The organism is Shimia sp., from assembly GCF_049116215.1.
GTDB lineage: Bacteria > Pseudomonadota > Alphaproteobacteria > Rhodobacterales > Rhodobacteraceae > Shimia.
The window spans coordinates 451,312-472,385 of sequence record NZ_JAGDZB010000003.1; the positions used below are offsets into that span (position 1 = coordinate 451,312).

A 21,074-nucleotide genomic window follows, 5' to 3' on the forward strand; every position below is an offset into this window, starting at 1 on the left:
ATTTGAGCAAAAGAATAGGCTTGCAAAAATCACCGGAAAAGAGGCAACTGTTCAAAACGGCTTTGCAAAAATGAATGGGGATGGAATGGCGGCGCATTGGGATGATCTGCGGGTGTTTTTGGCGGTGGCACGGGAAGAAAGCCTTTCTGCGGCGGGGCGGCGATTGCAAGTGGACCCCGCAACTGTGGGACGGCGTGTGGCGCGGTTGGAAACAGCGTTTGAATCGCCTTTGTTTGTAAAGTCTCCTACCGGATATGCCTTGACGGACGCGGGGCAGCGGCTGATGGGCCATGCGTTGCGGGTGGAACAAAGCCTGCAGGAAGCCACGGAGGAAATGGTTGGGCAAAGCGCTGGCTTGTCAGGACAAATTCGCATTGGCGCGCCAGATGGGGTGGCCAATTATCTCTTGCCGGCAGTCTGTGGGCGGATTGCTGAGGCCAACCCGGATCTCGAAATTCAAATCGTGGCCTTGCCGCGTGTGGTGAGTCTGTCTCGTCGGGAGGCGGATTTGGTGGTGGCGGTGAGTGCGCCAACTGCCGGACGTTTGACGGTTCAGAAAATTACAGACTACAAACTGCATCTGGCGGCGGCCAAATGGTATCTGCGGAAACGACCGGAGATCACCTGTGTGGATGACCTCAAGGACCATCTTATCACTGGCTACATTCCGGACATGATTTTTGATAAAGAGCTGGACTACCTCAGCGAAATTGGCATTGACCGGGTGCGGTTGGCGTCCAATTCAGCCTCGGTGCAATTCAACTGGGTGCGCAGCGGGGCCGGCATTGGCGTGGTGCATGACTTTGCCATTCCCTGGGGGCGCGGTGTGACCAAAGTGTTGGAAAATGAGGTCAGTTTGACCCGCAGTTTTTACTTGATCCGACACGCGGATGACCGGCGGTTGGAGCGGCTCAATCGGTTCTCGGAAGCCCTGTGTGAAGGCATGCGGCAAGAGGTGGCCCACCTAGAAGGTCAAACTTGACAAGTGCTTAGGATGCGGCAACGCTGATCCTTAGGGAGCGCCTAAACAAGTTCAAAGCGGAGGTCGCCATGCTCGTACACCAAATTCTCAAGTCCAAAGGCTCTGAAGGAGTGCTGACTGTGAAACCGGGAACCTTGGTGGAGGAGGCGGCAAAGATCCTGGCCGAAAACGGTATTGGGACTGTCATCGTTTCGCCGGATGGGGAGTCACTGTCCGGTATTCTTTCGGAGCGGGACATTGTGCGTGAGTTGGCCAAGCGTGGCGTTGGGTGCATGTCTGACAAGGTTGACGATTACATGACCACGGAGCTTGTGACCTGTGGTCGCAACGATGATGCGGTGTCGGTGCTTGAAAAGATGACCAAAGGACGGTTCCGCCACATGCCAGTGGTAGAGGGTGACACGTTGGTGGGCCTTATTTCATTGGGTGATGCGGTGAAAGCGCGGCTGTCAGAAGTGGCGATGGAGAAGGATGCGTTGGAAGGCATGATCATGGGGCACTAAGCCCGTGCCGTGACGTCCTTTGTCCGCAGAACTACCTATGTCTTAAAGAACCCTTGCAAATGGCCGCGCAATAATGTTGCGTGCGCACAGGACCACGGGAGGCTTACATGCGCACCGCACTTTACCCAGGCACGTTTGACCCTATCACACTGGGACATATAGATATTATCCGCCGAGCGGCCGTTTTGGTCGATCGGTTGGTGATTGGCGTAGCGATCAATCGCGACAAGGGCCCGATGTTTGACCTGGAAGAGCGGGTGGCGATGATCGAAGGCGAATGCGCCAAGCTGTCCAAAGAGACGGGCACCGAGATCATTGCGCATCCGTTTGAGAACCTGCTGATTGATTGCGCTAAAGAAGTTGGGGCGCAGATCATTGTGCGCGGACTGCGGGCTGTGACCGATTTTGAGTACGAATATCAAATGGTTGGCATGAATCGGGCACTGGACAGCAGCATCGAGACCGTGTTTCTGATGGCGGATCTGAAGCATCAGGCGATTGCGTCAAAGCTTGTCAAAGAGATCGCGCGGCTGGACGGGGATGTGTCGCAATTTGTGACACCTGCGGTGAATGCGGCATTGATGGAGCGGTTGGGCAAAGCCTGACGCGGGACAGCGGCGTTAACACAAAAATTCAGTACCAAAATTTCGTCGGTAATCTGTCGGTATCGCGGCTGTTTTTGAACGGTGCGTTTTGGTGCGGGCAAGTGTGACCGCATCGCACGGCGCAACGTCTTGTGGCGCAACAGCACTTTGCAAATCTGTCGATGTGGGGCATGAAAGGCCAACAGGACAGACAGCCCCACCAGAGGGGCAAAAGGAGTGCGTAAGATGGCAGGTGGTTTGCTGGCGTTGTTGGATGATGTGGCTTCGATTGCCAAAGTGGCGGCGGCCTCAATTGACGATGTGGCGGCGGGTGCGGCCAAGGCCAGCGCCAAAGCCGCAGGTGCGGTGATCGACGATGCGGCGGTCACGCCAAAATACCTGCATGGGTTTGAAGCCAAGCGCGAGCTGCCGATCATTTGGAAAATCGCCAAAGGCTCGATCAAGAACAAGCTTCTTATTCTGTTGCCGGTGGCGTTGCTGTTGGCCAATTTTGCACCCTGGTTGATTTCGCCGCTGCTAATGATTGGTGGCGCGTACCTGTGTTTTGAAGGTGCTGAGAAGGTGCTGCACGCTTACCTGCCGCATGACGATCATCACGGCAGTGAGGAGGTCGTGAGCGACGATCCGGCGCATCTGGAAGAGAAGAAGGCGGCGGGCGCGATCAAGACCGACTTTATCCTGTCCGCGGAAATCATGACCATCATCTTGTCCGGCATCCCAGAGAGTAATTTCTGGATGGAAGCGGCCACTTTGGCGGTGGCCGGCGTGGGCATCACCGTGGCGGTTTATGGTTCAGTGGCGCTGATTGTGAAAATGGACGATGTTGGGCTGGCGATGTATGCCGGTGGCCGTCTGTCGCTGACCCGTACTTTGGGCCGTTGGCTGGTGCGGGGCATGCCGTATTTCATGAAGCTGCTGACCATTGTTGGCACGGCGGCAATGCTCTGGGTGGGTGGCTCCATTGTGATCCACGGCATGGAAGAGCTGGGCTTTGGCTGGCTGGGCCACCACATTCACGACATTGCTTATGCGGCGGGTCACATGGTGCCGGCGGCCTATGAAGGCTTTGTCGAATGGACCACCAAAGCAGCGCTGGACGGCGTGTTTGGTCTGGTATTGGGTGCCGCACTGATCCCGGTGGCAACCAAGGTGATCGCGCCAATCTGGGGCGCGGTGAGTGGCAAGAAAGCGGCGCATTAAATGCGCGTTTATGATGCGTTGCCGGCTATACGGGAGGTGCATCCCTGGTACAAAAGATGGATCGGTACACGGTCCATCTACCCGGAGCGTCACATGCGTTTCATCAACTCTGCCTCCACGCTGTCCGAATTTGAAACGCGCATGACGCTTGCGCCGCGTGCTCAGGAAGAGCTTGCGACCTTCTTGGATGTGCGCCTGAAAATTGCAGCGCGCGCAAGCGCACGAACTGCCAGTGGTGCAGGCAGCTTCTACAACACCCTTTCCGGTGAGAATCCGGATTATGTGCGGCTAACGGGCAGTGAACTGAAAGACGTGCTACAGGTAATTGGCGCTGAGGTGGATGACATTGTCGATCAACACGCTGTGTTTGATTTGCGCGTGGACCTTGCCGCTGAGGTCTTCGCCACTCTTCAGTCTTACGCCTCTTCGACCCCTGTCCAGTCTTGATGACCTCTGGCGTTGAGCATGGAGGACATGCGGAAGTGTCCATCAGCATCATGAAGCAGAGCCGTTGATATGTAGGGCGCGGTGGCAAGGCTGGCACCACTGAGCATCCGGGTTCGGAAGGTGCCAAGCCATGTGCCATCTGGACATGTCTCTAATCTAATCGGTGTTCGGTCGATCAAATCCAGATTCATCATATTCACAGCGACCAGATACTGATCGAAGTTTTTGCGAACGGCAGATTCCGTTGAGAGGACTATCGGCTTTAGCTTGGTGATAAGCGAAAAAGGTAGGATCAGGCGCGCGCGCCATTGTTGCAGATTGCCTTCGATGAAGGCGTCGGAAATATCTGTGAGAAAACGCTCAAACTCTGTATTCATGCGCAAAACTGTACGCCTGTTGGCACAACAATGCGAGCGTTTCCCAATCGCTAGAGCGATGAGTCACGCTTGGGCGCAATTGTTAGGCAAGTTCAGTGACTTCGCCGGTTTGCGCATCATAAGCCACCGCCATGGCGCTGCGCAGGCGGGCGACGGCGGCGTCGGTGTTTTCCTCGGCGTCAAAGGTCATTTGGTCGAGAACGTCGATGTGGATGCTGCCTTTGAACGGGAAGACCTTGCCACGTGGCAGGAGCTTGTCGGAGTGGCTGATGACAAAGGGGCGTACCGCGCGGCCGGTTTGTTGCGCGATGAGGACGGCGCCGGCTTTAAATGGGGCCAGACCCGCTTTCGTGGAGCGGGTGCCTTCGACAAAGAGGATCGGGGAGCGGCGTTTGGGCATCGCGGCGATGGCGTCTGTCAGAGAGGACAGCGCGTCGCGGCCTTTTTGGCGGTCGATTTTTAGGAGGCCCGCGCCGTCAAAGCCGCGTTTTAGCAGGGCGGCTTCGCAGAGCTCTTTTTTGGCGCCAAACGTGACCCATTTCTCGTCCGGGATCACATGCAACATGGAGAAGCCATCGAGGTGGCTGCGGTGGTTTACGGCAATGATGGAATTGGCGTCGGTGCGCAGGGCCTCAATGGCGGCGTCGGAGATCTCGACTTTCACGTCGAGGAACCACAACAGCCAGGAGCAGCAGCGCGAGACGGTGCGCCAGAACCAGCCGCGAAAGCCGGGGCGTTTGCCGCAGAGCGTGGGGATGAAGGCCACAAACAGAAAGATAAACGGGCCGGCGAGGACCAGAAGGCAGCGCTTTAAGAGGGTGGCGAGCATGGGTGGTCCTGTGTGGCGGGGGGTTGCAAGCCAAATAGAGGGTTACGACAGGTAAGGATAGGGGGAATTGGGGTAGGGTTGGCGGTCGGCTGCCGATCTTGGCGGGGAGCAGGGGCCTATCAAACTGGGGCCAGCCCCCAGACACAGACCAAACTGGGGCCAGCCCCCAGACCCCCGGGATATTTTTGGCAAGAAGAAGAGGGCGGGCGGCGCGGAGCCACCCCCGGAAGGAACCCCGATGAGGCTTCTCCTTGCGCGGCCATCGGCTTCCCAGCCTGTACCGCAGCAAGAGCCTGTGACTTTATGGTCAATGAAAGGTTACTTCTTCTTGCTCAAAATATCCTCGCCGAAGGCAAAACAACGCGCGTCCGCGCGTCAAAAACAAAAAAAGCGCCCCAAAATGAGGCGCCTTTTCAATAGGATATATATCGAGCTTACAGCAGGTCTTTGACCTTCTGGGCCACGTTGGCTGCGGTGATGCCGAACTTCTCGAATAGCTCACCCGCCGGGGCGGAGGCGCCGAAGCTGTCCATGCCAACAAAGTCGGATTTGCCTGGACGGGCGCGTTCACCCAGCAGCCACTGGTCCCAGCCGCCATTGCGCACGGCCGCTTCAACACCCACACGCACAGCGGCGCCAGCAGGCAGCACTTTGCGGCGGTAGTCTTCGTCCTGAGCAGAAAAGAGTTCCATGCAGGGCATGGAGACAACGCGGGTGCCGATGCCCTCGGCTTCGAGCAGCTTTTTGGCTTCCATCGCGTTGGAGACCTCGGAGCCGGTGGCGATCAGGATGGCCTGACGTTTGGCTTCGGCTTCGGCCAGAACATAGCCGCCTTGGGCGGTCAGGTTCTTCAGCTTGTGCTCGGTGCGCAGGGTGGGGAGGTTCTGACGGGTCAGTGCCATCACCGATGGGGTGTCCTTGGAGGTCAGGGCAATTTCCCAAGCCTCGGCGGTTTCCACGGTGTCTGCAGGACGGAACACATAGGTGTTTGGGGTTGCACGACAGATTGCCAGGTGCTCAACCGGCTGGTGGGTTGGGCCATCTTCGCCCACGCCGATGGAGTCATGGGTCATGACAAACACGGTTGGGATTTTGCTCAACGCGGCCAAGCGCATGGAGGGGCGCGCGTAGTCGGTGAAGCAGAAGAAGGTTCCGCCGTAAGGGCGGATGCCGCCGTGCAGCGCCATGCCGTTCATGGCAGCGGCCATGCCGTGCTCACGGATGCCCCAATAGACGTAGCGACCTTTGCGGTTGTCGGTGTCAAACACACCCAGATCCGCTGTCAACGTGTTGTTGGAGCCGGTCAGATCTGCGGAACCACCCACGGTTTCTGGCATGATCGGGTTGATCGCAGCCAGCGCCATTTCGGAAGATTTCCGGGTCGCCACGGTGGGCAGCTCTTCGGAGATCTGTTTTTTCAGCGCTTTGACAGTGGCCGACAGCTTGTTAGGGGCGTCAAGCGCATAGGCGCGGTTGAAACGGTCCTGTTTCTGTTTGGAGGCTTCGGAGAAGCGACCTTCCCAAGCTTCGCGGTCTGCGGCGCCACGGGAACCAATAGCTTCCCACTGGGCTTTGACGTCAGCAGGCACGTCAAACGGCGCGGAGGTCCAGCCATAGCCTTCTTTGGCGGCTTTCATCTGATCCGCGTCGGTCAGCGCGCCGTGGCCTTTGGAGGTGTCCTGCGCGGCGTGGCCAATCGCGATGTGGGTTTTGCACGCGATCATCGATGGCTTTTTGGTCTTCTTGGCCGCTTCGATGGCGGCGTCAATCGCATCGGCGTCATGGCCGTCGATTTCCTGCACGTGCCAGCCGGAGGCTTTGAAACGTTTAACCTGATCGGTGCGGTCAGACAGCTCTACGGTGCCGTCGATGGTGATGTTGTTGTTGTCCCAGAAGACAATCAGGTTGCCCAGAGAGTGGCGACCGGCCAGGCCGATGGCCTCTTGGGAGATGCCTTCCATCAGGCAGCCGTCACCGGCGATGACGTATGTCTTGTGGTCCACCAGCTTGCGGCCATATTGCGCGCGCTGGATTTCCTCAGCCATGGCAAAACCCACAGCGTTGGCGATGCCCTGACCCAATGGTCCGGTGGTGGTCTCAACTGCGTCCAGCAGGAAGTTTTCCGGGTGGCCTGCGGTCAACGCGCCGGACTGCCGGAAGTTCTTCACCTGATCGAGGGTGACCTGCTTGTCGCCCATGAGGTAGAGCAGGGAGTAGATCAGCATGGAGCCGTGACCTGCGGACAGGATGAACCGGTCGCGGTCTGGCCAGCTTGGCGCGGCCACGTCAAATTTCATGTGCTTTTCAAACAGCACGGTGGCCACGTCAGCCATGCCCATGGGCATGCCGGAGTGACCGGAGTTTGCAGCGGCAACCGCATCCAGCGTCAGGGCGCGAATGGCGGTGGCTTTCATCCAGTGTTCTGGGTTTTTTTCACGCAGTGCGGCGATATCCACGGATGCGCTCCTTCGGGTTAAAGGGTTGAGTTGTCCGGTTACTAGCAGTTTCGCGGTCAATAGCAAGCTGGCAGGCGTGTTAGCGGTAAATTTGGGCCGGTTGTGACGCAAGTCAATCTGTCGGATTGGGGGCGCATTTTGCAATTTCAACGGCTAATATCAGACCATTGAGCGTCGTTCTTTGATTCGTTAAGAAGGGCAGGCGCGCTTTAAGAACGCGGGTCACTAAGAACCGGACCGGAAAGGACGAGGCACATGAGCGACATCAGCGAACTGGAAGGCAGGCTGACGGCGGCGCTGGAACGCATTGCGCGCGGCGTTGACGGCATGCAGGCGGCGGTTGCTGAGCCCGATGAGGGCGAAGACGTACAGGCATTGCGTCGGGCATTGGAAAACGAGGCGCTGGTGACGGCGCAAATGGAAGAACGGGTGCGGGCCTTGACCGCGCGGCAGACCGAGCTTGAGGAAGAGCTAGGTGCAGCGCAGGCCGCTCAAAGTGACGCAGAAGAGGCCTTAAAAACCGCAGAAGGCAAGGCAGAAGAAACGTCTGCGTCTTTGTTGGCGGCTGAAGCGCGGGCGGAAGCGGCGGAAACCGCTGCGGCAGCCGTAGCAGATGCGGCGGAAGAGGCGGCCGAGAATGCCGACAGTTCTGCGGGTGAGACCGCGGACCCGGCGCCAGCTGAAGATGGTGCGCTGGCCGCGGCGGTGGAAGAAAACCGCGTGATGCTTGGTGAGTTGGGCAAACGTCTGCGCCGATTGCGCCAAATGGCACGCCGGGAACGCTCTGCCAATCAGGTGCTGCGCGAGCAAGTCGAGAAAGAGGCCATGGTGGATCCGTCTGCCGTGAACGAAGCCTTAAAAGCCGACCTTGATACGTTGAGTGCCTTGCGCGAAGCCGAGAGTGCGGAAACTGCCGTGATCCTGGCGGAGCTTCGTCCTTTGGTGCATGGCATGGCGAGTGCCGCTTCTGAAGACGATAAAGCGGAAGACAGCGCAGCGGCTGAGGCCGTCTCTGAGGAGACCGCAACATCGGTTGAAGACAGCAAAGAAACGGGAGACGCCTGATGCCTGAAGTACAGATTGAAATTGGCGGTCGCGTTTTTGAAGTGGCCTGTCAGGAAGGCGAACAGCACTTTCTGCGGGCGGCGGCGCAGATGGTGGATGAACAGGCGCGGGTGCTTGTTGGGCAAGCCGGTCGCATTCCTGAGGCGCGTATGCTGTTGATGTCGGGGTTGATGTTGGCTGACAAGACTGCTGGTCTGGAAGATCAACTGCGCGATGCGGAAGCCAAGATTGCCGCGCGGGACAAGGAAATCCAGGCGTTACATGAGGCGCCAAAGGCCGCGCCTGAGAAGGTGGAAGTGCCAACCATTCCAGAAGAAGTGACGCAGACGCTGGCCGAGATGGCGGCGCGGGCGGAAAGCCTGGCGGATCTGGTGGAAGAGAAGGCGGCGGGATAACGTCTGTCAAGATGAACGCGCAAAACACCGCCTATGTGAGAGACATGGGCGGTGTTTTTTTGTGGTCTGTTGCGACGGAAAACTCTGCGCACCACGTATCAGCCACATGACGCGGCACTTAGGTCGTGACAATCAAATTTGGCGAGAGAACGTATGAGCGCAGGAATGTTGGTTTATGACCGGATGTCGCGTGCCAATCATTGGGTGGTGGCACTTTTGGTGATTGGCCTTTTGGCAAGTGGCGTGGCACTGGACATGGTGCTTGAGGGGGCGGCGAAAGCCCCGGTGCGCAACGTGCACAAGGCCGTCGGTTTGCTTGCGCTTGGTCTTGGCAGTTGGCGGGTGATCTGGCGGCTTCGGCAGGGATTTTTGGCGCCGCTTCATCACGATTGGCAGGCCAGGGTGGCACATTGGGCGCATGTGATTTTGCTTGTAGGGATCATAGCGATGCCTGTGTCTGGCGTTGTTATGAGCTATTTCGGTGGGCATAGCATCGGATTCTTTGGCTTGTTCACCATTCCAGGTGGCCCGAAGGTTGAATGGATCAACGGGCTGGCGGGTACCGTGCATGGTGTTATGGGCAAGGTGATGATTGCAACTGTTCTGCTGCACGTGCTTGGCGCGGTCAAACATGTGGTGATCGATCGCGATGGTACTATGGCGCGCATGACTCGAGGCGCGTAAAACGCGCGGTCAGTCCCCTCCAAAAGCACAAAAGCCCGCCAGTTGTGGCGGGCTTTTCAATGCTTTGTCGCGTGAAGCTTAAGCGTTGGCTTCGCGAATTTTATCCGCTGCGTCTTTGTCAAACGCCAGACCGTTGTCGCTGAACAAAGTGTCGAGTTCGCCGGACAGGGTCATTTCGGTGATGATGTCACAGCCGCCGACAAACTCACCTTTGACGTAGAGTTGGGGAATGGTGGGCCAGTCGGAGTAGTCCTTGATGCCCTGACGGATTTCTTCATCCGCGAGCACGTTTACGTCGGCGTAGTCTACGGCCATGTAGTTCAGCACGCCAGCCACGCGGGAGGAGAAGCCACACTGTGGCATGTCCTTGGTGCCTTTCATGAAGAGCACCATGTCGTTGGCTTTTACAATCTCGTCGATGCGGTCTTTGACGTCGGTCATCTTAGGTTCCTTTTGGCAGGCTGCCGGTGTTGTTGGCTTCCATATAAGGAAGCGTGAGGGATTTGCCAAATGCGGGGCCTGTGCACGTCCCCCGCAGGTGGTCAGTCTTTGTCTTTTGGCACAAAGAGGCGCGCGTAGGCGTCCGGGTCTTTGGGCACTTTCCAGGTTGTGACAGATCCGCCCCCCATGCCGGATTGGTAATCGGAGCGCAGGGTGTGATTGTCGGGGTCTTGTGAGCCTTCTTCGGCAAATGGGGTGCGGTCGCGGTTGACCCATGCCACAAGCGCCAGCAGGGCCGCCGCTGCAATGGCAAGAATTGGGATCAGGCCGTAGGACAGGAGTTCGGGCATGTCAGCGGTCACCTTGCACGTTGGGTTTCAATGGCGTTGTCCTTGCCAATCCGTTCGTTCTCTTTGTTAGCAGAGTCGACAAGCTCCAGATCAAGCGCTTCCATTCCCAACTCTTTCTTTGGGGTAAGCTTGCTGTTTGCCCGGGACGGTTTGCTTTGAGAAAGGGGACGGTGGCCGCGGCGGCGTTTCAATTGGAAGTCTATCCAAAAAATCGCTGTGCCAAGCGCTGCCAATCCCACCAAGATCAACCACCCCTGAGACATCAGCTTACTCAGGCGCCTTGGTGGTGAGGGCCAGCGCGTGTAATTCGCCGGAGGCGCCGTCCATTTTGCCTTTAAGTGCGGCATAAACGGCGCGTTGTTGTTGCACGCGGTTTTTGCCGCGGAAGCTTTCGTCAATCACCATCGCGGACATATGCACGCCGTCGGTGCCGCCAACCTGAATGTCGGCGTCCGGGAAAGTCTCGCGCAGGAGTTCCTCGATTTCGTGAGCGGTCATTGGCATTGTGAGCTATTCCTTTGTGTCGTTGCTCAAAAATGTAAGTGGACCGCTGCGGGTCTGCAAGGCGATTTAGAGGAAGGTCGCAAGTGATTGCAGGTAGGCGGGCACGTCGGCGAGGGCGTCCTGTACCTCGTGGTCCTCAAAATCATGCACCGACGTGGGGTCTTGTGGGCATAGTGCGGCCATCAAGAAGCGGCCCTGGCGCTTGGCGCTCTCGGGGATTGGCAGGTGGCTGGCTTCCTGAAGGAGCAGCAGGGCTTCGTGGATGGGGCGCAAAACGCGCAGGGCGTAGGTCATATGTTCGAGAAGATCTGGATCGTCGCGCCATGTCTCGCCGTCAAACAGGTCTTGCGTCACCCGTTGGCCCGCTCCGGCGCATTGGTAGGCGACACAGCCGCCAAAGCCTTTGGGCAGCAAGTCAGCGTGGATCGCACAGTTGAGGCAGCTCTCAGAGAGATTGGGGCAGGGTGTGTCGGCGCGTTTGAGCAGGGCGAAGTCTTCGTCGGCATCAAACGGATAGGCGACACAGCAGAGGGCAGCGCATTGGCTGCAGTCATCGGTCAGGCTGGGCAAAGTGACGGGCGGGATCATGGCAAAGGGCCTGCGTCAGTCTTCGTAGAGGTCTGAGGGCACTTTGGAGGTTTTGTAGAGCACAAACAAGGAGCTCAGACCCCAAACGTAAGCGACAGCAATGGCTCCCCAGGACAAGACATGATGGGTCCAGATGGGTCGAAAGATCGAGCGCATGTCCGCTTTGGCGAAGCCTGTTTCACAGTGGAACTGATCGCCTGCTCCAAGCAGGATGTCATTGGCGTAATGTGCAAAGACAAAGCCCAAGGCGCAGATCAGCGGCAGTGTGGCGACCGGCCAGGATATTTCCGCAAACCTATGTGCTATCACGACGCCAGGGGCGTGGATCAGCGCGACAAAGAGCGTGACTTTTGCCAAATTGAGGATCGTCTTGTTGGCGTAGTCCGCCGCACAGAAATCGATCGCAAAAGATGTCCGATGTGACGCCAGCAGCAGCGTATAAACGATGCAAAACACGCCGATCTGCGACAGGATGTAGAAGATCGGCGCGTTGGCTTTCATGGATTAGGCAACAGCGGCGGCAAAGCTGCTGCGGAAGGTGGCGGAGAGCTCTTCCAGAGAGGCCTCGGAGCTGCCGAACTTCACGGTGTCACCGGTGAACTTACCCACGGAAGTGATTGAAACACCAGCCTTTTGGGCGTTGATCATCAGGGCTTCAGCCTGATCGAAGTTACAGGCCACCAGATAGCGGGCCTGATCTTCGCCAAACAGGGTTGGGGTGTCGTCCATGTCGATCTGAACACCGACGCCAGCGGCCTCGGCCATTTCAAAGGCCGCCAGAGCCAGACCGCCATCTGCGAGGTCGGTGCAGGCTTTGATCCAGTCGCGGTTGTTGCGGATGAATTCGCCGTTTTTGCGTTCTGCTTCTAGATCAACGTGCGGCGCGTCGCCTTCTTCACGGTTGAAGACCTCTGCCAACAGGGCGGATTGTCCGAGGTGACCTTCGGTGTCACCGATCAGCAGGGCAACGTGGCCGTCGCGGGCTTCGCCCAGAATAGGCTCTTCGCCAGCGGCAATCAGGCCGACAGCGCCGATGGTTGGGGTGGGCAGGATACCGGAACCGTCGGTCTCGTTGTAGAGCGATACGTTGCCGGACACGATGGGCATATCCAGCGCCGCAACCGCTTCGCCGATGCCTTTGATGGCGCCCACGAACTGCCCCATGATCTCTGGTTTTTCCGGGTTGCCGAAGTTCAGGTTGTCAGTTGTGGCCAAGGGCTTGGCACCCACAGCAGACAGGTTGCGGAAGGCTTCGGCCACGGCCTGTTTGCCACCCTCTTTGGGGTTTGCTTTCACGTAGCGTGGGGTCACATCAGAGGTGAAGGCCAGTTTTTTGTCGGTGCCGTGTACGCGGATCACGCCGGAGCCCATGCCGGGACGCTGGGCGGTGTCGCCCATTACGGTGGTGTCATATTGTTCATAGACCCACTGTTTGCCGGCGTAGTTTGGCGAGGTGATCAGGCCTTTGAGACCGTCGATGGCGTCGATCTGCGGCACGTCTGCCAATTCGTCAGCCGCTGGGGTTTCCACCCATGGGCGGTCATACTCTGGCGCGCGGCCAGACAGCGGGGACAGCGGCAAGTCAGCTTTGACTTCGCCGTTGTGCAGGATCAGGAAGCGGTCTTCGGCGATGGTTTCACCCACAATCGCAAAGTCGAGGTCCCATTTGGTGAACACGGCACGGGCCTCGGCCTCAAGCTCCGGGTTCAGAACCATCAGCATGCGTTCCTGAGACTCAGACAGCATCATCTCATAAGCTGTCATGTTGGCTTCGCGCTGTGGCACGTCTTCGAGGTTGAGCTTCACGCCCAGCTTGCCTTTGTCGCCCATTTCCACAGCGGAACAGGTCAGGCCAGCGGCGCCCATGTCCTGGATCGAGATCACGGCGCCGGTCTGCATCAGCTCCAGCGTGGCTTCCATCAGGCGTTTTTCGGTGAAAGGGTCGCCAACCTGTACGGTGGGGCGCTTCTCTTCGATGGTGTCGTCAAATTCTGCCGACGCCATAGTTGCGCCGCCGACGCCGTCACGGCCGGTTTTTGCGCCAAGGTACACAACAGGCATGCCGATGCCGGAGGCGGCGGAGTAGAAGATGCTGTCGGTTTTGGCGAGGCCTGCGGCAAAGGCGTTGACCAAGCAGTTGCCATTGTAGGCCGGGTGGAAGCGCACTTCGCCACCCACAGTTGGCACGCCAAAGCAGTTGCCGTAGCCGCCGACGCCTTCGACAACACCATTCACCAGCTGTGTGGTCTTGTGGTGATCAGGCTCACCAAAGGACAAGGAGTTCATTGCCGCCACGGGACGTGCGCCCATGGTGAAGACGTCCCGCAAAATGCCGCCAACACCGGTGGCGGCGCCTTGGTAGGGTTCGATGTAGGACGGGTGGTTGTGGCTTTCCATTTTGAAAACAACGGCGTCGCCGTCACCAATGTCGACGATACCTGCGTTTTCGCCCGGGCCGCAGATCACCTGTGGGCCTTCGGTGGGTAGGGTGCGCAGCCATTTTTTGGAAGACTTGTAAGAGCAGTGCTCGTTCCACATCGCAGAGAAAATACCCAGCTCTGTGAAGGTTGGCTCGCGGCCAATGATCTCCAGGATCAGGTTGTATTCGTCAGGCTTCAGTCCATGAGCTTCGATGAGATCGGTGGTGATGGCCGGTTCCTGCATGTCGCGAGAGTCCCCAAATAAACAGCAATTGGGGGGCTTTTAGGGCAGGAGGGCCCAAAGGGGAAGGCTTAAGGCAGGCTTAATCTGACCGGAGGGGGGAAATGGCGTAAAAAGGCGCAGGCTGGGGGGGAGAGAATGGGGGCCAGCCCCCAAGCCCCCGGGATATTTTTGGTCAAATGAATGGCCCTAGGGGAGCTGACTTTAGAAGCGTTGTCCCACATAAATATAGAGCAGGTCTTCTTTGCGGTCGTTGTAGGACATGTCCACAGAAAAGACGGCTTTGAATTTCTTTGAGAGCTGGAAGCGCAGGCCGAGACCGCCGGCGTAGCGCGCGTCGGTGTCGCGGATGGCGCCGAGGCTGCTGCCGGTGTTGCCAAACCCAGCAAAGGCCACGCCGGAAAAGCGGCTGCCAAATTGGTGGCGGTATTCGCCTTGGGCGGACAACAGGGCGTCGTTGAGGAACTCGGTGGGGCTGAACCCGCGGAAGCCGTCGGTGCCGCCAAGGGAGCATTGGTCAAAGAACGGGGTGTCGTTGCTGGTGGCACAGCCAGCAAAGCGCATGGCAATGCTGTTGCTGTCCCCAATTGGCAGGTAGTGATTATAGGTCAACACCGCTTTGCTGTAATCGCGCCCGCTGGTGTTCAAGATTTGGCCGTAGCTCAACGCACCGTCCAAAAGATGGCCGGAGCGCGCCGAAAAGCTGTCGTCCCGCGTGTCCCATTTGGCCAGTAAGCTGACTGTGCCAACTTCGAGGTGGCCTTCGGGCAGTGGCGGCAGACCGGTGCCGGAGCTGTCATAGCCCAGGGTGGTGTCCAGATAGCGCAGGGCGCCGCCAAACAGCAGGTCGGAGTTTAGGCCGCGCAACACGCTCAGATTGGCGATGTCGCCGGTTTGGCGCACAGGAATGGGCAGACCGCCGATGAAGAGATCATAGAAGCCTTCAGCCTGGCCCAAGCTGGCGCTGACCTGCCAGCGGTTTTCATCCCAGACAAATTTGCCGCCCAATCCGTAGGCGTTGGTGCCGTTGTCTGATTTCATCGCGCCAAGGCCAATGATGGAGGTGTCGCTGCCTTCATCAATGTTAAAAAGATAGCCGCCGCCCAGCACAAGGCCGGCGCCAATCAGCACGTTTTTGAACGGCACCGGTGCAACCACAACAGAGCCATTGCCAAAGCCAAGTGGGGTTTGTTGTTCGCGGGCGTCATTCAGGCCTTTGTTGAGCATGTCTTTGCTCAGCGGATCTGCTTGCGCTGGTGTGAGAGACAGGAGTGCCAAAAGTGCAGCGCCCGGAAGGATCCGGGCGGCTGCTTTGAATGTGGTGGCAAGATGTGCCGTCATAGTCTGTCCTTTGTCAGCCGGATCAATCCGGTCCTTTGGAAGGCGCGGCGGCGGCTTGCTCTTCTTGCTGCTGCGCGGCTGCTGCTGCGGCGGCGGTGAGGGCGGCCTGATCTTTCTCAGGCAGATCCTTGGCACCCTCCGGCAAAGCAACACGCACTTCGCGGCGGGCAAAGTCGATACCAGCGGCGTTGAACTCGGCTTTCACGCGGTTGTAGATCTCTTTGCGGATCATAAACTGTTTGCCCGGTTTGGCCATGAATTTACCGCGGATGATCATACCCACATCATCAAAGTCAAACACACCTTGCGACTTAAACGGCTGCAGGAAGTCGTCTTTGTAGAGTTCTTCCACCAGCATCTCCTGGCCGATCTTTTTGAAGATCTTTTTCACCTGGTTTGGATTGGTGTCAAACGGCACGGTGAACTTGAGCTTCATGATCACCCAGTCGCGGGAGTAGTTGGTGAGCTTGGGGATTTCGCCATAGGGAATGGTGTGCACCGGACCCCGGTGGTGGCGCAGTTGCATGGAGCGGATCGAGATTTTCTCAACCGCGCCCATGGTGCCCTCGATCTCGACATATTCGCCAACGCGGAACGCATCATCCACCAGGAAGAACACGCCGGAGACCACATCGGTCACCAGCTTCTGCGCGCCAAAACCAATCGCCAGACCGGCGATACCAGCACCAGCCAAGAGCGGCGTGATGTCGACGCCGAGGTTGCCAATAGCCAGCAGGGTGAAGACCACAATGATCGCGCCTTGTGCTGTGACCAGAGCCAAGGGCAGGACGGTGGAGAGGCGAGACGCACCGCCGCCTCCCATTTCGTCGCCACCGGCGTCTTCTTGGGTCATGCCCAGCGCGGTCATTTCTGCCGCAAGGCGGCGGTTGATGTAGAGGCTCATGGCCTCATAAACAACGTAGCCGACAATGGCGGTCATGGCAAAGCTGAACAGGTTGTCGCCAATGCCGGCGCCTTCCTGCAGGAGGCTCATCAGTGAGACGTTCCAGGTGCGGGTAATGATCACCAGAACCGCACCGACCGCTATCACACGCCCGATACGGACATAGCTACGTTTGGTGGCGATGTAAGCCGCTTCGGCAACAGAGCCTTCACCCTGCATGGGTGGTACCACATGACGGACAAGGCCGCGAATGCCGGTGTCGATCACCGGGGCGATCAGCAGCCAGAACATTGTGGTGTAATGTGCGCCCCCCAGTAGCAGCTGCACTTTGCCCAGGCCAATCAGCGTGGACACCAGCATCCAGGTGGCACCGGCAACTCCCATGGCGAAATACGGGTAGATACGGGCCACGGACTCGTCAAATTCGGTGCGGTCAGGGTCGTCGCCGCGCATCATATCGCTGAGTCCTTCGCGGGCGGTCCAGGCGACATATGCGATGTAGACATATACCAAGCTGTCCAACCAGAAGCCGATGCGGGTTTCGCCGGGGGCTATACCGTTCATCCCGTTAAATATGACAACAAAGATGGTCGCGCCACCTAGGGTCACAATGCCAATGATATGGCGGTGAATAAACGCAGCCCAACGATCGCTGACATTTACCAAGCGCAGATCCGGGCGGTTGGGGGCCATCAGGAAGCGGGAGAAGGCAGCGGCGATGCGCGGCATCCAAATCATGTAACCGATAAACGGCGCAACAAAAGTGACTTGTTGGGCATCCAGGACAGTGCGGCCAAGGGTGCGCACTGTGATATAGAAGATAACCAAACCAAAGATTTCTCGAAGGAAGCGCTTTAGCAGGAAGACAACAGCTTCGCGCAGCGTGGTGTCACCCTGAGTGGCCTCTGGGTTGCGTACTTTGATAAGCCAAGTGCGCACCGCATATTCGACGCCAAGACCAACCGCGAGCAATAATGCTGTAAGCCCCAAGAGTGTCAGTACACCGCCAAAACCACCGTGGGTTTCGCCAAACGTTTTAAACGCTTGAACTTGCGCAGGTATCAATGCCGGGAGTTTGCGAACAGCGCCCAGAAGCGGTTGGGAGAAAGCGTGCCATAGGGTGGTCGCGCGCTCTACCAGGGACTTGGGTGCCTCCTGGTCTGTTTGAGCAGATGCAACTGCATCAAGGCGATCCAAAAGGACAGATCGGACTTCGTCATCAGACATGCGCGCGACCATGGCGTTGATCGCCTCGGTGGTCATCTCTTCAGGATTGAGTTCAGGAGCTGCGGTCTCAGTGGAACCGGTGGCTGTTGTTGTAGGCAGGCCTTGGGCCTGCGCCGAGGTTATTGTGACGACGCATAATGACAGCGTCAGAAGAATGGTCGAAACGATATGTCTCATAAGGTACTCTACGGTCAAAAAATGATTAACCGCAGGAGATGACTTTTACGTGAGTAGGTCAAGGTGTGTTCGCCTTATTTTGCAAGGCGGGAGCGTTGATTTCAGATTGTGAAATGGCAAAAAAAAGGGCCGAGCTATAAGCTCGGCCTTAGTCCAACAGGGAGGTGAAGATGATGAGCGTATAAGCAATCATCGCCTTCACGAGATGAATTAGTAGTCAGTTTGTGAACCTTCAAGGGATATTCTGTCGCAGGTGTGGCATGCCCGCTATGCGCGCATTGCATAGCTTAGGAAATGTCCTTTTCTCGCAATTGCTTGCGATGCAGAATGATCTCTTCCTGCACAAAGTCCCGGAAGGCTGCAATGCGCTTGGATTGGCGCAATTCTTCGGGGAAGGCCAAGTATACAGGGACTTCGGCTGATTCAATTTCGGTGCCGACGCGCACCAGATCCGGGAAATCTTGCATCAGGTAGTCCGGTAAGACGCCGATTCCAAGATCGTGGCTGACGGCTTGCAGCACACCAAAGTAATTGTTCACGTAGAGCATTTTGGTGATGTCATTGGCCAGCAGGCTAGTGACAAAACTGGCGCCGGCACCAACCTGTTCAGAGGTGACATTTTGGCAGATCAGCCGGTGCTCTGTGAGATCTTTGAGGGTCTGCGGCTCACCGTGGGTTTCCAGATAGCTTTGGGACGCATAAAGGCGCATGCGCACGCTCATCAGACGCTTGCGGATGAGGTCAGCCTGACTGGGCTCTTTCATGCGAATGGCCACGTCAGCCTCGCGCATGGGCAGGTCGAGCACCTTTTCTTCGAGCATCAGATCAATGTTGAGGTCCGGATATTGCTCGTAGAGTTTAGCCAGACGCGGGGCCAGCCACAGGGTGCCAAAACCGATGGTGGTGGTGACGCGCAGCTCACCGAACACTTCTTCTTCGCTGTCGCGGATGCGGGCAGAGGCGGCGTCCAGACGTTTGTTCATCGCCGTGGTGGCATCAAACAGTAGCTCGCCTTGCTCTGTCAGGATCAAGCCGCGGGCGTGGCGGTGGAACAAGGTGGTGTTCAGGCTTTCCTCAAGCGCGCGGATTTGGCGCGAGACAGCTGACTGAGACAGGTGCAACACGTCTCCGGCATGGGTCAGGCTGCCCGCGTCGGCAACCGCGTGAAAGATCCTGAGTTTGTCCCAATCCATGGTGGCTCCATTTTTTTGTTTTGTGTCATGTGGTTAGTTCTCAGTCAAAGAAAAACTGACCGTGGGGAGGCTTGGAGGCGCGGTCATACGCGTGTAGAGTGGGGAGGGAAAGTGAAGTTTTGACGAAAAATCATGACTTTGCGAGGATGGCTGCTCGATTTGAGGGGTGGGCCTATCCATTGGGCGAAATGCCAAAGAAGTTGGCATAGGTGGTACTTGGGTTGATTGCGGAGCTTCGGCAATGTTTGCAGGTGCTTGGCGTTGTTTGGTCTTTTGCCTCCTTTATTTCGTGTCAAAAACTAAATTGTGGTTACTGGGTTGTTAATCTTTGATTAGGAATCGTTTGAAAACAGTGTTTTATCAATAGACGAGGCACTTCATGAAGGTACTATCTCGGCTCAAGGCAAAGCTCCACTGGCACCATCTGGTGCATGGCGGGATCTTCCTCATGGCAATCGTCTTGTTTCCCATCCTTGGCGAGTACGAAGTTTTTGAATCCTTCTATGTATTCAGTCGTGCCCATGAGGACTGGGAGTTGGATGAATTGGCGTTGTTGGTTGTACTGTTCACAGTGGCGCTGTTGTTTTCGGTAGTTTTTCAGGCACGTCATTTGCGTCGGATGGCGCAGGAACGGGAAGCGATGCGCAAAAGTGCGGCGGCCAATGCGCGTCATGATCCGCTGACCGGCGTGTTAAACCGGCGTGCTTTCAAAACGGTAGCGGGGGAACTGGCTCGGTCGCAGATTTCGGACGATGCGCCGCGTTACATTGCGCTGATGGATTTGGACAAGTTTAATCCGGTGAACAGCTTGCACGGGCATGAGGTGGGGGATGCCACCTTACAGGAAGTGGCCGAGCGTCTGAAGCTCGAGGCCGGCACGGGGGGCACGGTGGCGCGACTTGGAGGAGATGAGTTTGCGGTTTTGCTTAGTGCAAAGGTCAACGGGGTTCAGGCTGAGCGCGCGGCGCAACGTTTGGTGCACGAAATCGCGCAGCCGTTCAATTTTGGCGATTCAGCGGTGTTTATTGGTGCGTCAGTTGGGTTGGTAGCACTGCGTCACGGGGATGACATTTCTGAGGTGATGCGCCGGGCGGATAAAGCCATGGGCGTGGCCAAAACCCAAGGGCGCGGGCGGTTCACCTGGTATGATGCGGATCTGGATCGGCAGGCGATGGACCGTGAGGCCATTGCGGCGGACTTGCGTGATGCGATTGCCCATGAGCAGGTGGTGCCATGGTTTCAGCCAATTGTGGAGCTTGGCGACAACCGCGTGAGCGGTGTGGAAATTCTGGCGCGGTGGATTCATTCGGAACGCGGATCTATTCCGCCAGGGGTGTTTATCGAGATTGCCGAAGACAGCGGGCAAATTGGTACCTTGGGGCTCAGTGTGTTGCGGCAAGCCTGTGTGGCGGCCAAGGATTGGGCGCGACCTTTGACCTTGTCGTTCAATGTGTCTGGTGTGCAGTTTAGGGACCCTAATCTGGTGCCATCGATCCGTATGGTGTTGGAAGGCACGGGGTTTCCACCTGAGCGCCTGATTGTGGAGGTGACCGAGAGCTCGGTGATTGACGATTTTGGAGTGGCGCGGGCCAAGCTTGAGGAGCTGAAATCAATTGGCGTGGCGATTGCGTTGGACGATTTTGGTACCGGTTATTCGAGCTTGGCAGCGTTGCAGAACCTGCCGTTTGATCGACTGAAGATTGACCGCAGTTTTGTGACGGACATTTCCAACAACCTGGAATGCCAAAAAATTGTCGCTGGTATTGTATCGTTGGCTCAAGGATTGCATCTGGAAGTGACCGCTGAAGGCATCGAGACGGTCGAAGATTTGGCTTATGTCAGCTATTTGCAGTGCCATCGTGCGCAAGGCTTTTTGTTCGAAAAGGCAGTGCCTGCGGCGCAGGTTGGCGATTTTTTGGACGGAAAGTGGGAGCGCTTGCCCACGGTGCCGGTTGCGTTGGCCAAAGTGGTTGGGACGTAACGGCATCTCAAAGGTCCTGCCATTTTCGATGTTCGAACTGCGGCGTCTGTGGCGCCGTTTTTTTGTTTTCGGTCAAGAGATTACGCCGTAATCTTGCAGTGTTTCGCGTGCATCGTCTGCGGTTTAAAGAAACGACTGTTCAAAAAAATCATTGCATAGGTCAG

22 protein-coding genes are annotated in these 21,074 nt (G+C 57.3%); 9 read left to right on the top strand and 13 right to left on the bottom strand.

The features are described 5' to 3' along the window. Window positions 1-85: 85 nt before the first annotated feature. The 5 genes from JXR15_RS10810 to JXR15_RS10830 all read left to right on the top strand — a co-directional run bounded on the left by JXR15_RS10810 (window position 86) and on the right by JXR15_RS10830 (window position 3,737). On the top strand, window positions 86-982 hold the full coding sequence (locus JXR15_RS10810; RefSeq protein WP_422053715.1) for a LysR family transcriptional regulator: 897 nt from the start codon (window positions 86-88) through the stop codon (window positions 980-982). Between the two features lie 68 nt (window positions 983-1,050). Continuing rightward, on the top strand, window positions 1,051-1,485 hold the full coding sequence (locus tag JXR15_RS10815) for a CBS domain-containing protein (RefSeq protein WP_422053235.1): 435 nt from the start codon (window positions 1,051-1,053) through the stop codon (window positions 1,483-1,485). Window positions 1,486-1,592: 107 nt separating this feature from the next. Then, on the top strand, window positions 1,593-2,090 hold the full coding sequence (coaD, locus tag JXR15_RS10820; protein ID WP_422053236.1) for a pantetheine-phosphate adenylyltransferase: 498 nt from the start codon (window positions 1,593-1,595) through the stop codon (window positions 2,088-2,090). A gap of 225 nt (window positions 2,091-2,315) precedes the next feature. Continuing rightward, complete coding sequence (locus JXR15_RS10825) at window positions 2,316-3,290, top strand: DUF808 domain-containing protein (RefSeq protein WP_422053237.1); 975 nt, start codon at window positions 2,316-2,318, stop codon at window positions 3,288-3,290. 93 nt (window positions 3,291-3,383) lie between these two features. Then, window positions 3,384-3,737: a hypothetical protein gene (locus tag JXR15_RS10830; protein WP_422053238.1), complete on the top strand. Its 354-nt coding sequence runs from the start codon at window positions 3,384-3,386 to the stop codon at window positions 3,735-3,737. Here the strand turns inward: JXR15_RS10830 and JXR15_RS10835 are convergent. The 3 genes from JXR15_RS10835 to tkt form a co-directional block, all read right to left on the bottom strand. Beyond that, window positions 3,707-4,114: a hypothetical protein gene (locus JXR15_RS10835; RefSeq protein WP_422053239.1), complete on the bottom strand. Its 408-nt coding sequence runs from the start codon at window positions 4,112-4,114 to the stop codon at window positions 3,707-3,709. The two genes, JXR15_RS10830 and JXR15_RS10835, sit on opposite strands and share 31 nt — an antisense overlap. Before the next feature lie 82 nt (window positions 4,115-4,196). Continuing rightward, entirely contained in the window at window positions 4,197-4,943 is a 747-nt protein-coding gene (locus tag JXR15_RS10840; RefSeq protein WP_422053240.1) for a lysophospholipid acyltransferase family protein, read from the bottom strand. A 434-nt stretch (window positions 4,944-5,377) separates the two neighbouring features. Further along, window positions 5,378-7,399, bottom strand: a complete 2,022-nt coding sequence (gene tkt / locus JXR15_RS10845) for a transketolase (protein WP_422053241.1) — start codon at window positions 7,397-7,399, stop codon at window positions 5,378-5,380. Window positions 7,400-7,654: 255 nt separating this feature from the next. Here tkt and JXR15_RS10850 point away from each other — a divergent pair, with 255 nt between their 5' ends. The 3 genes from JXR15_RS10850 to JXR15_RS10860 all read left to right on the top strand — a co-directional run bounded on the left by JXR15_RS10850 (window position 7,655) and on the right by JXR15_RS10860 (window position 9,543). Next, window positions 7,655-8,464 (top strand): hypothetical protein, encoded by an 810-nt coding sequence (locus JXR15_RS10850; RefSeq protein WP_422053242.1) that lies wholly within the window; start codon window positions 7,655-7,657, stop codon window positions 8,462-8,464. Continuing rightward, complete coding sequence (locus tag JXR15_RS10855) at window positions 8,464-8,859, top strand: cell division protein ZapA (protein WP_422053243.1); 396 nt, start codon at window positions 8,464-8,466, stop codon at window positions 8,857-8,859. The genes JXR15_RS10850 and JXR15_RS10855 overlap by 1 nt, the downstream gene beginning before the upstream one ends. A gap of 153 nt (window positions 8,860-9,012) precedes the next feature. Continuing rightward, the gene (locus JXR15_RS10860) at window positions 9,013-9,543 is read left to right on the top strand and encodes a cytochrome b (RefSeq protein WP_422053244.1); all 531 of its coding nucleotides are present in this window, start codon (window positions 9,013-9,015) and stop codon (window positions 9,541-9,543) included. A 78-nt stretch (window positions 9,544-9,621) separates the two neighbouring features. Here JXR15_RS10860 and grxD read toward each other — a convergent pair whose 3' ends face one another. The 10 genes from grxD to JXR15_RS10910 all read right to left on the bottom strand — a co-directional run bounded on the left by grxD (window position 9,622) and on the right by JXR15_RS10910 (window position 18,929). Further along, entirely contained in the window at window positions 9,622-9,984 is a 363-nt protein-coding gene (gene grxD / locus JXR15_RS10865) for a Grx4 family monothiol glutaredoxin (protein WP_422053245.1), read from the bottom strand. Between the two features lie 101 nt (window positions 9,985-10,085). Next, the gene (locus tag JXR15_RS10870; protein WP_422053246.1) at window positions 10,086-10,334 is read right to left on the bottom strand and encodes a hypothetical protein; all 249 of its coding nucleotides are present in this window, start codon (window positions 10,332-10,334) and stop codon (window positions 10,086-10,088) included. 8 nt (window positions 10,335-10,342) lie between these two features. Next, window positions 10,343-10,576 (bottom strand): hypothetical protein, encoded by a 234-nt coding sequence (locus JXR15_RS10875; protein WP_422053247.1) that lies wholly within the window; start codon window positions 10,574-10,576, stop codon window positions 10,343-10,345. A gap of 25 nt (window positions 10,577-10,601) precedes the next feature. Next, window positions 10,602-10,838 carry a BolA/IbaG family iron-sulfur metabolism protein gene (locus JXR15_RS10880; protein WP_422053248.1) on the bottom strand — a complete coding sequence of 79 codons (237 nt, stop codon included), beginning with the start codon at window positions 10,836-10,838 and terminating at the stop codon, window positions 10,602-10,604. A 66-nt stretch (window positions 10,839-10,904) separates the two neighbouring features. Beyond that, the gene (locus tag JXR15_RS10885) at window positions 10,905-11,426 is read right to left on the bottom strand and encodes a hypothetical protein (RefSeq protein WP_422053249.1); all 522 of its coding nucleotides are present in this window, start codon (window positions 11,424-11,426) and stop codon (window positions 10,905-10,907) included. Between the two features lie 15 nt (window positions 11,427-11,441). Then, complete coding sequence (locus tag JXR15_RS10890; RefSeq protein ID WP_422053250.1) at window positions 11,442-11,927, bottom strand: hypothetical protein; 486 nt, start codon at window positions 11,925-11,927, stop codon at window positions 11,442-11,444. Window positions 11,928-11,930: 3 nt separating this feature from the next. After that, window positions 11,931-14,090: a phosphoribosylformylglycinamidine synthase subunit PurL gene (gene purL, locus JXR15_RS10895; RefSeq protein WP_422053251.1), complete on the bottom strand. Its 2,160-nt coding sequence runs from the start codon at window positions 14,088-14,090 to the stop codon at window positions 11,931-11,933. A 201-nt stretch (window positions 14,091-14,291) separates the two neighbouring features. Beyond that, a complete protein-coding gene (locus tag JXR15_RS10900; protein WP_422053252.1) occupies window positions 14,292-15,428 on the bottom strand; it encodes a BamA/TamA family outer membrane protein in 1,137 nt (378 codons plus the stop codon). Between the two features lie 22 nt (window positions 15,429-15,450). After that, window positions 15,451-17,736, bottom strand: coding sequence for a mechanosensitive ion channel family protein (locus JXR15_RS10905; protein ID WP_422053253.1), 2,286 nt, complete (start codon window positions 17,734-17,736; stop codon window positions 15,451-15,453). 287 nt (window positions 17,737-18,023) lie between these two features. Beyond that, window positions 18,024-18,929 (bottom strand): LysR family transcriptional regulator, encoded by a 906-nt coding sequence (locus JXR15_RS10910; RefSeq protein ID WP_299420208.1) that lies wholly within the window; start codon window positions 18,927-18,929, stop codon window positions 18,024-18,026. A gap of 379 nt (window positions 18,930-19,308) precedes the next feature. Between JXR15_RS10910 and JXR15_RS10915 the strand changes: the two genes are divergently transcribed. Then, window positions 19,309-20,910, top strand: coding sequence for a putative bifunctional diguanylate cyclase/phosphodiesterase (locus JXR15_RS10915; protein ID WP_422053254.1), 1,602 nt, complete (start codon window positions 19,309-19,311; stop codon window positions 20,908-20,910). Window positions 20,911-21,074: the final 164 nt, after the last annotated feature.

Bases quoted from the DNA above. Each gene is read 5' to 3' on its own strand.
- JXR15_RS10825 (WP_422053237.1), top strand. From the start codon at position 2,316: ATGGCAGGTGGTTTGCTGGCGTTGTTGGATGATGTGGCTTCGATTGCC.
- JXR15_RS10885 (WP_422053249.1), bottom strand. From the start codon at position 11,426: ATGATCCCGCCCGTCACTTTGCCCAGCCTGACCGATGACTGCAGCCAA.
- coaD (WP_422053236.1), top strand. From the start codon at position 1,593: ATGCGCACCGCACTTTACCCAGGCACGTTTGACCCTATCACACTGGGA.
- JXR15_RS10855 (WP_422053243.1), top strand. From the start codon at position 8,464: ATGCCTGAAGTACAGATTGAAATTGGCGGTCGCGTTTTTGAAGTGGCC.
- JXR15_RS10840 (WP_422053240.1), bottom strand. From the start codon at position 4,943: ATGCTCGCCACCCTCTTAAAGCGCTGCCTTCTGGTCCTCGCCGGCCCG.
- JXR15_RS10910 (WP_299420208.1), bottom strand. From the start codon at position 18,929: ATGGATTGGGACAAACTCAGGATCTTTCACGCGGTTGCCGACGCGGGC.
- JXR15_RS10905 (WP_422053253.1), bottom strand. From the start codon at position 17,736: ATGAGACATATCGTTTCGACCATTCTTCTGACGCTGTCATTATGCGTC.
- JXR15_RS10850 (WP_422053242.1), top strand. From the start codon at position 7,655: ATGAGCGACATCAGCGAACTGGAAGGCAGGCTGACGGCGGCGCTGGAA.
- grxD (WP_422053245.1), bottom strand. From the start codon at position 9,984: ATGACCGACGTCAAAGACCGCATCGACGAGATTGTAAAAGCCAACGAC.
- JXR15_RS10835 (WP_422053239.1), bottom strand. From the start codon at position 4,114: ATGAATACAGAGTTTGAGCGTTTTCTCACAGATATTTCCGACGCCTTC.
- JXR15_RS10890 (WP_422053250.1), bottom strand. From the start codon at position 11,927: ATGAAAGCCAACGCGCCGATCTTCTACATCCTGTCGCAGATCGGCGTG.
- JXR15_RS10810 (WP_422053715.1), top strand. From the start codon at position 86: ATGGCGGCGCATTGGGATGATCTGCGGGTGTTTTTGGCGGTGGCACGG.
- JXR15_RS10880 (WP_422053248.1), bottom strand. From the start codon at position 10,838: ATGCCAATGACCGCTCACGAAATCGAGGAACTCCTGCGCGAGACTTTC.
- purL (WP_422053251.1), bottom strand. From the start codon at position 14,090: ATGCAGGAACCGGCCATCACCACCGATCTCATCGAAGCTCATGGACTG.
- JXR15_RS10860 (WP_422053244.1), top strand. From the start codon at position 9,013: ATGAGCGCAGGAATGTTGGTTTATGACCGGATGTCGCGTGCCAATCAT.
- JXR15_RS10915 (WP_422053254.1), top strand. From the start codon at position 19,309: ATGAAGGTACTATCTCGGCTCAAGGCAAAGCTCCACTGGCACCATCTG.
- JXR15_RS10830 (WP_422053238.1), top strand. From the start codon at position 3,384: ATGCGTTTCATCAACTCTGCCTCCACGCTGTCCGAATTTGAAACGCGC.
- JXR15_RS10900 (WP_422053252.1), bottom strand. From the start codon at position 15,428: ATGACGGCACATCTTGCCACCACATTCAAAGCAGCCGCCCGGATCCTT.
- JXR15_RS10870 (WP_422053246.1), bottom strand. From the start codon at position 10,334: ATGCCCGAACTCCTGTCCTACGGCCTGATCCCAATTCTTGCCATTGCA.
- JXR15_RS10815 (WP_422053235.1), top strand. From the start codon at position 1,051: ATGCTCGTACACCAAATTCTCAAGTCCAAAGGCTCTGAAGGAGTGCTG.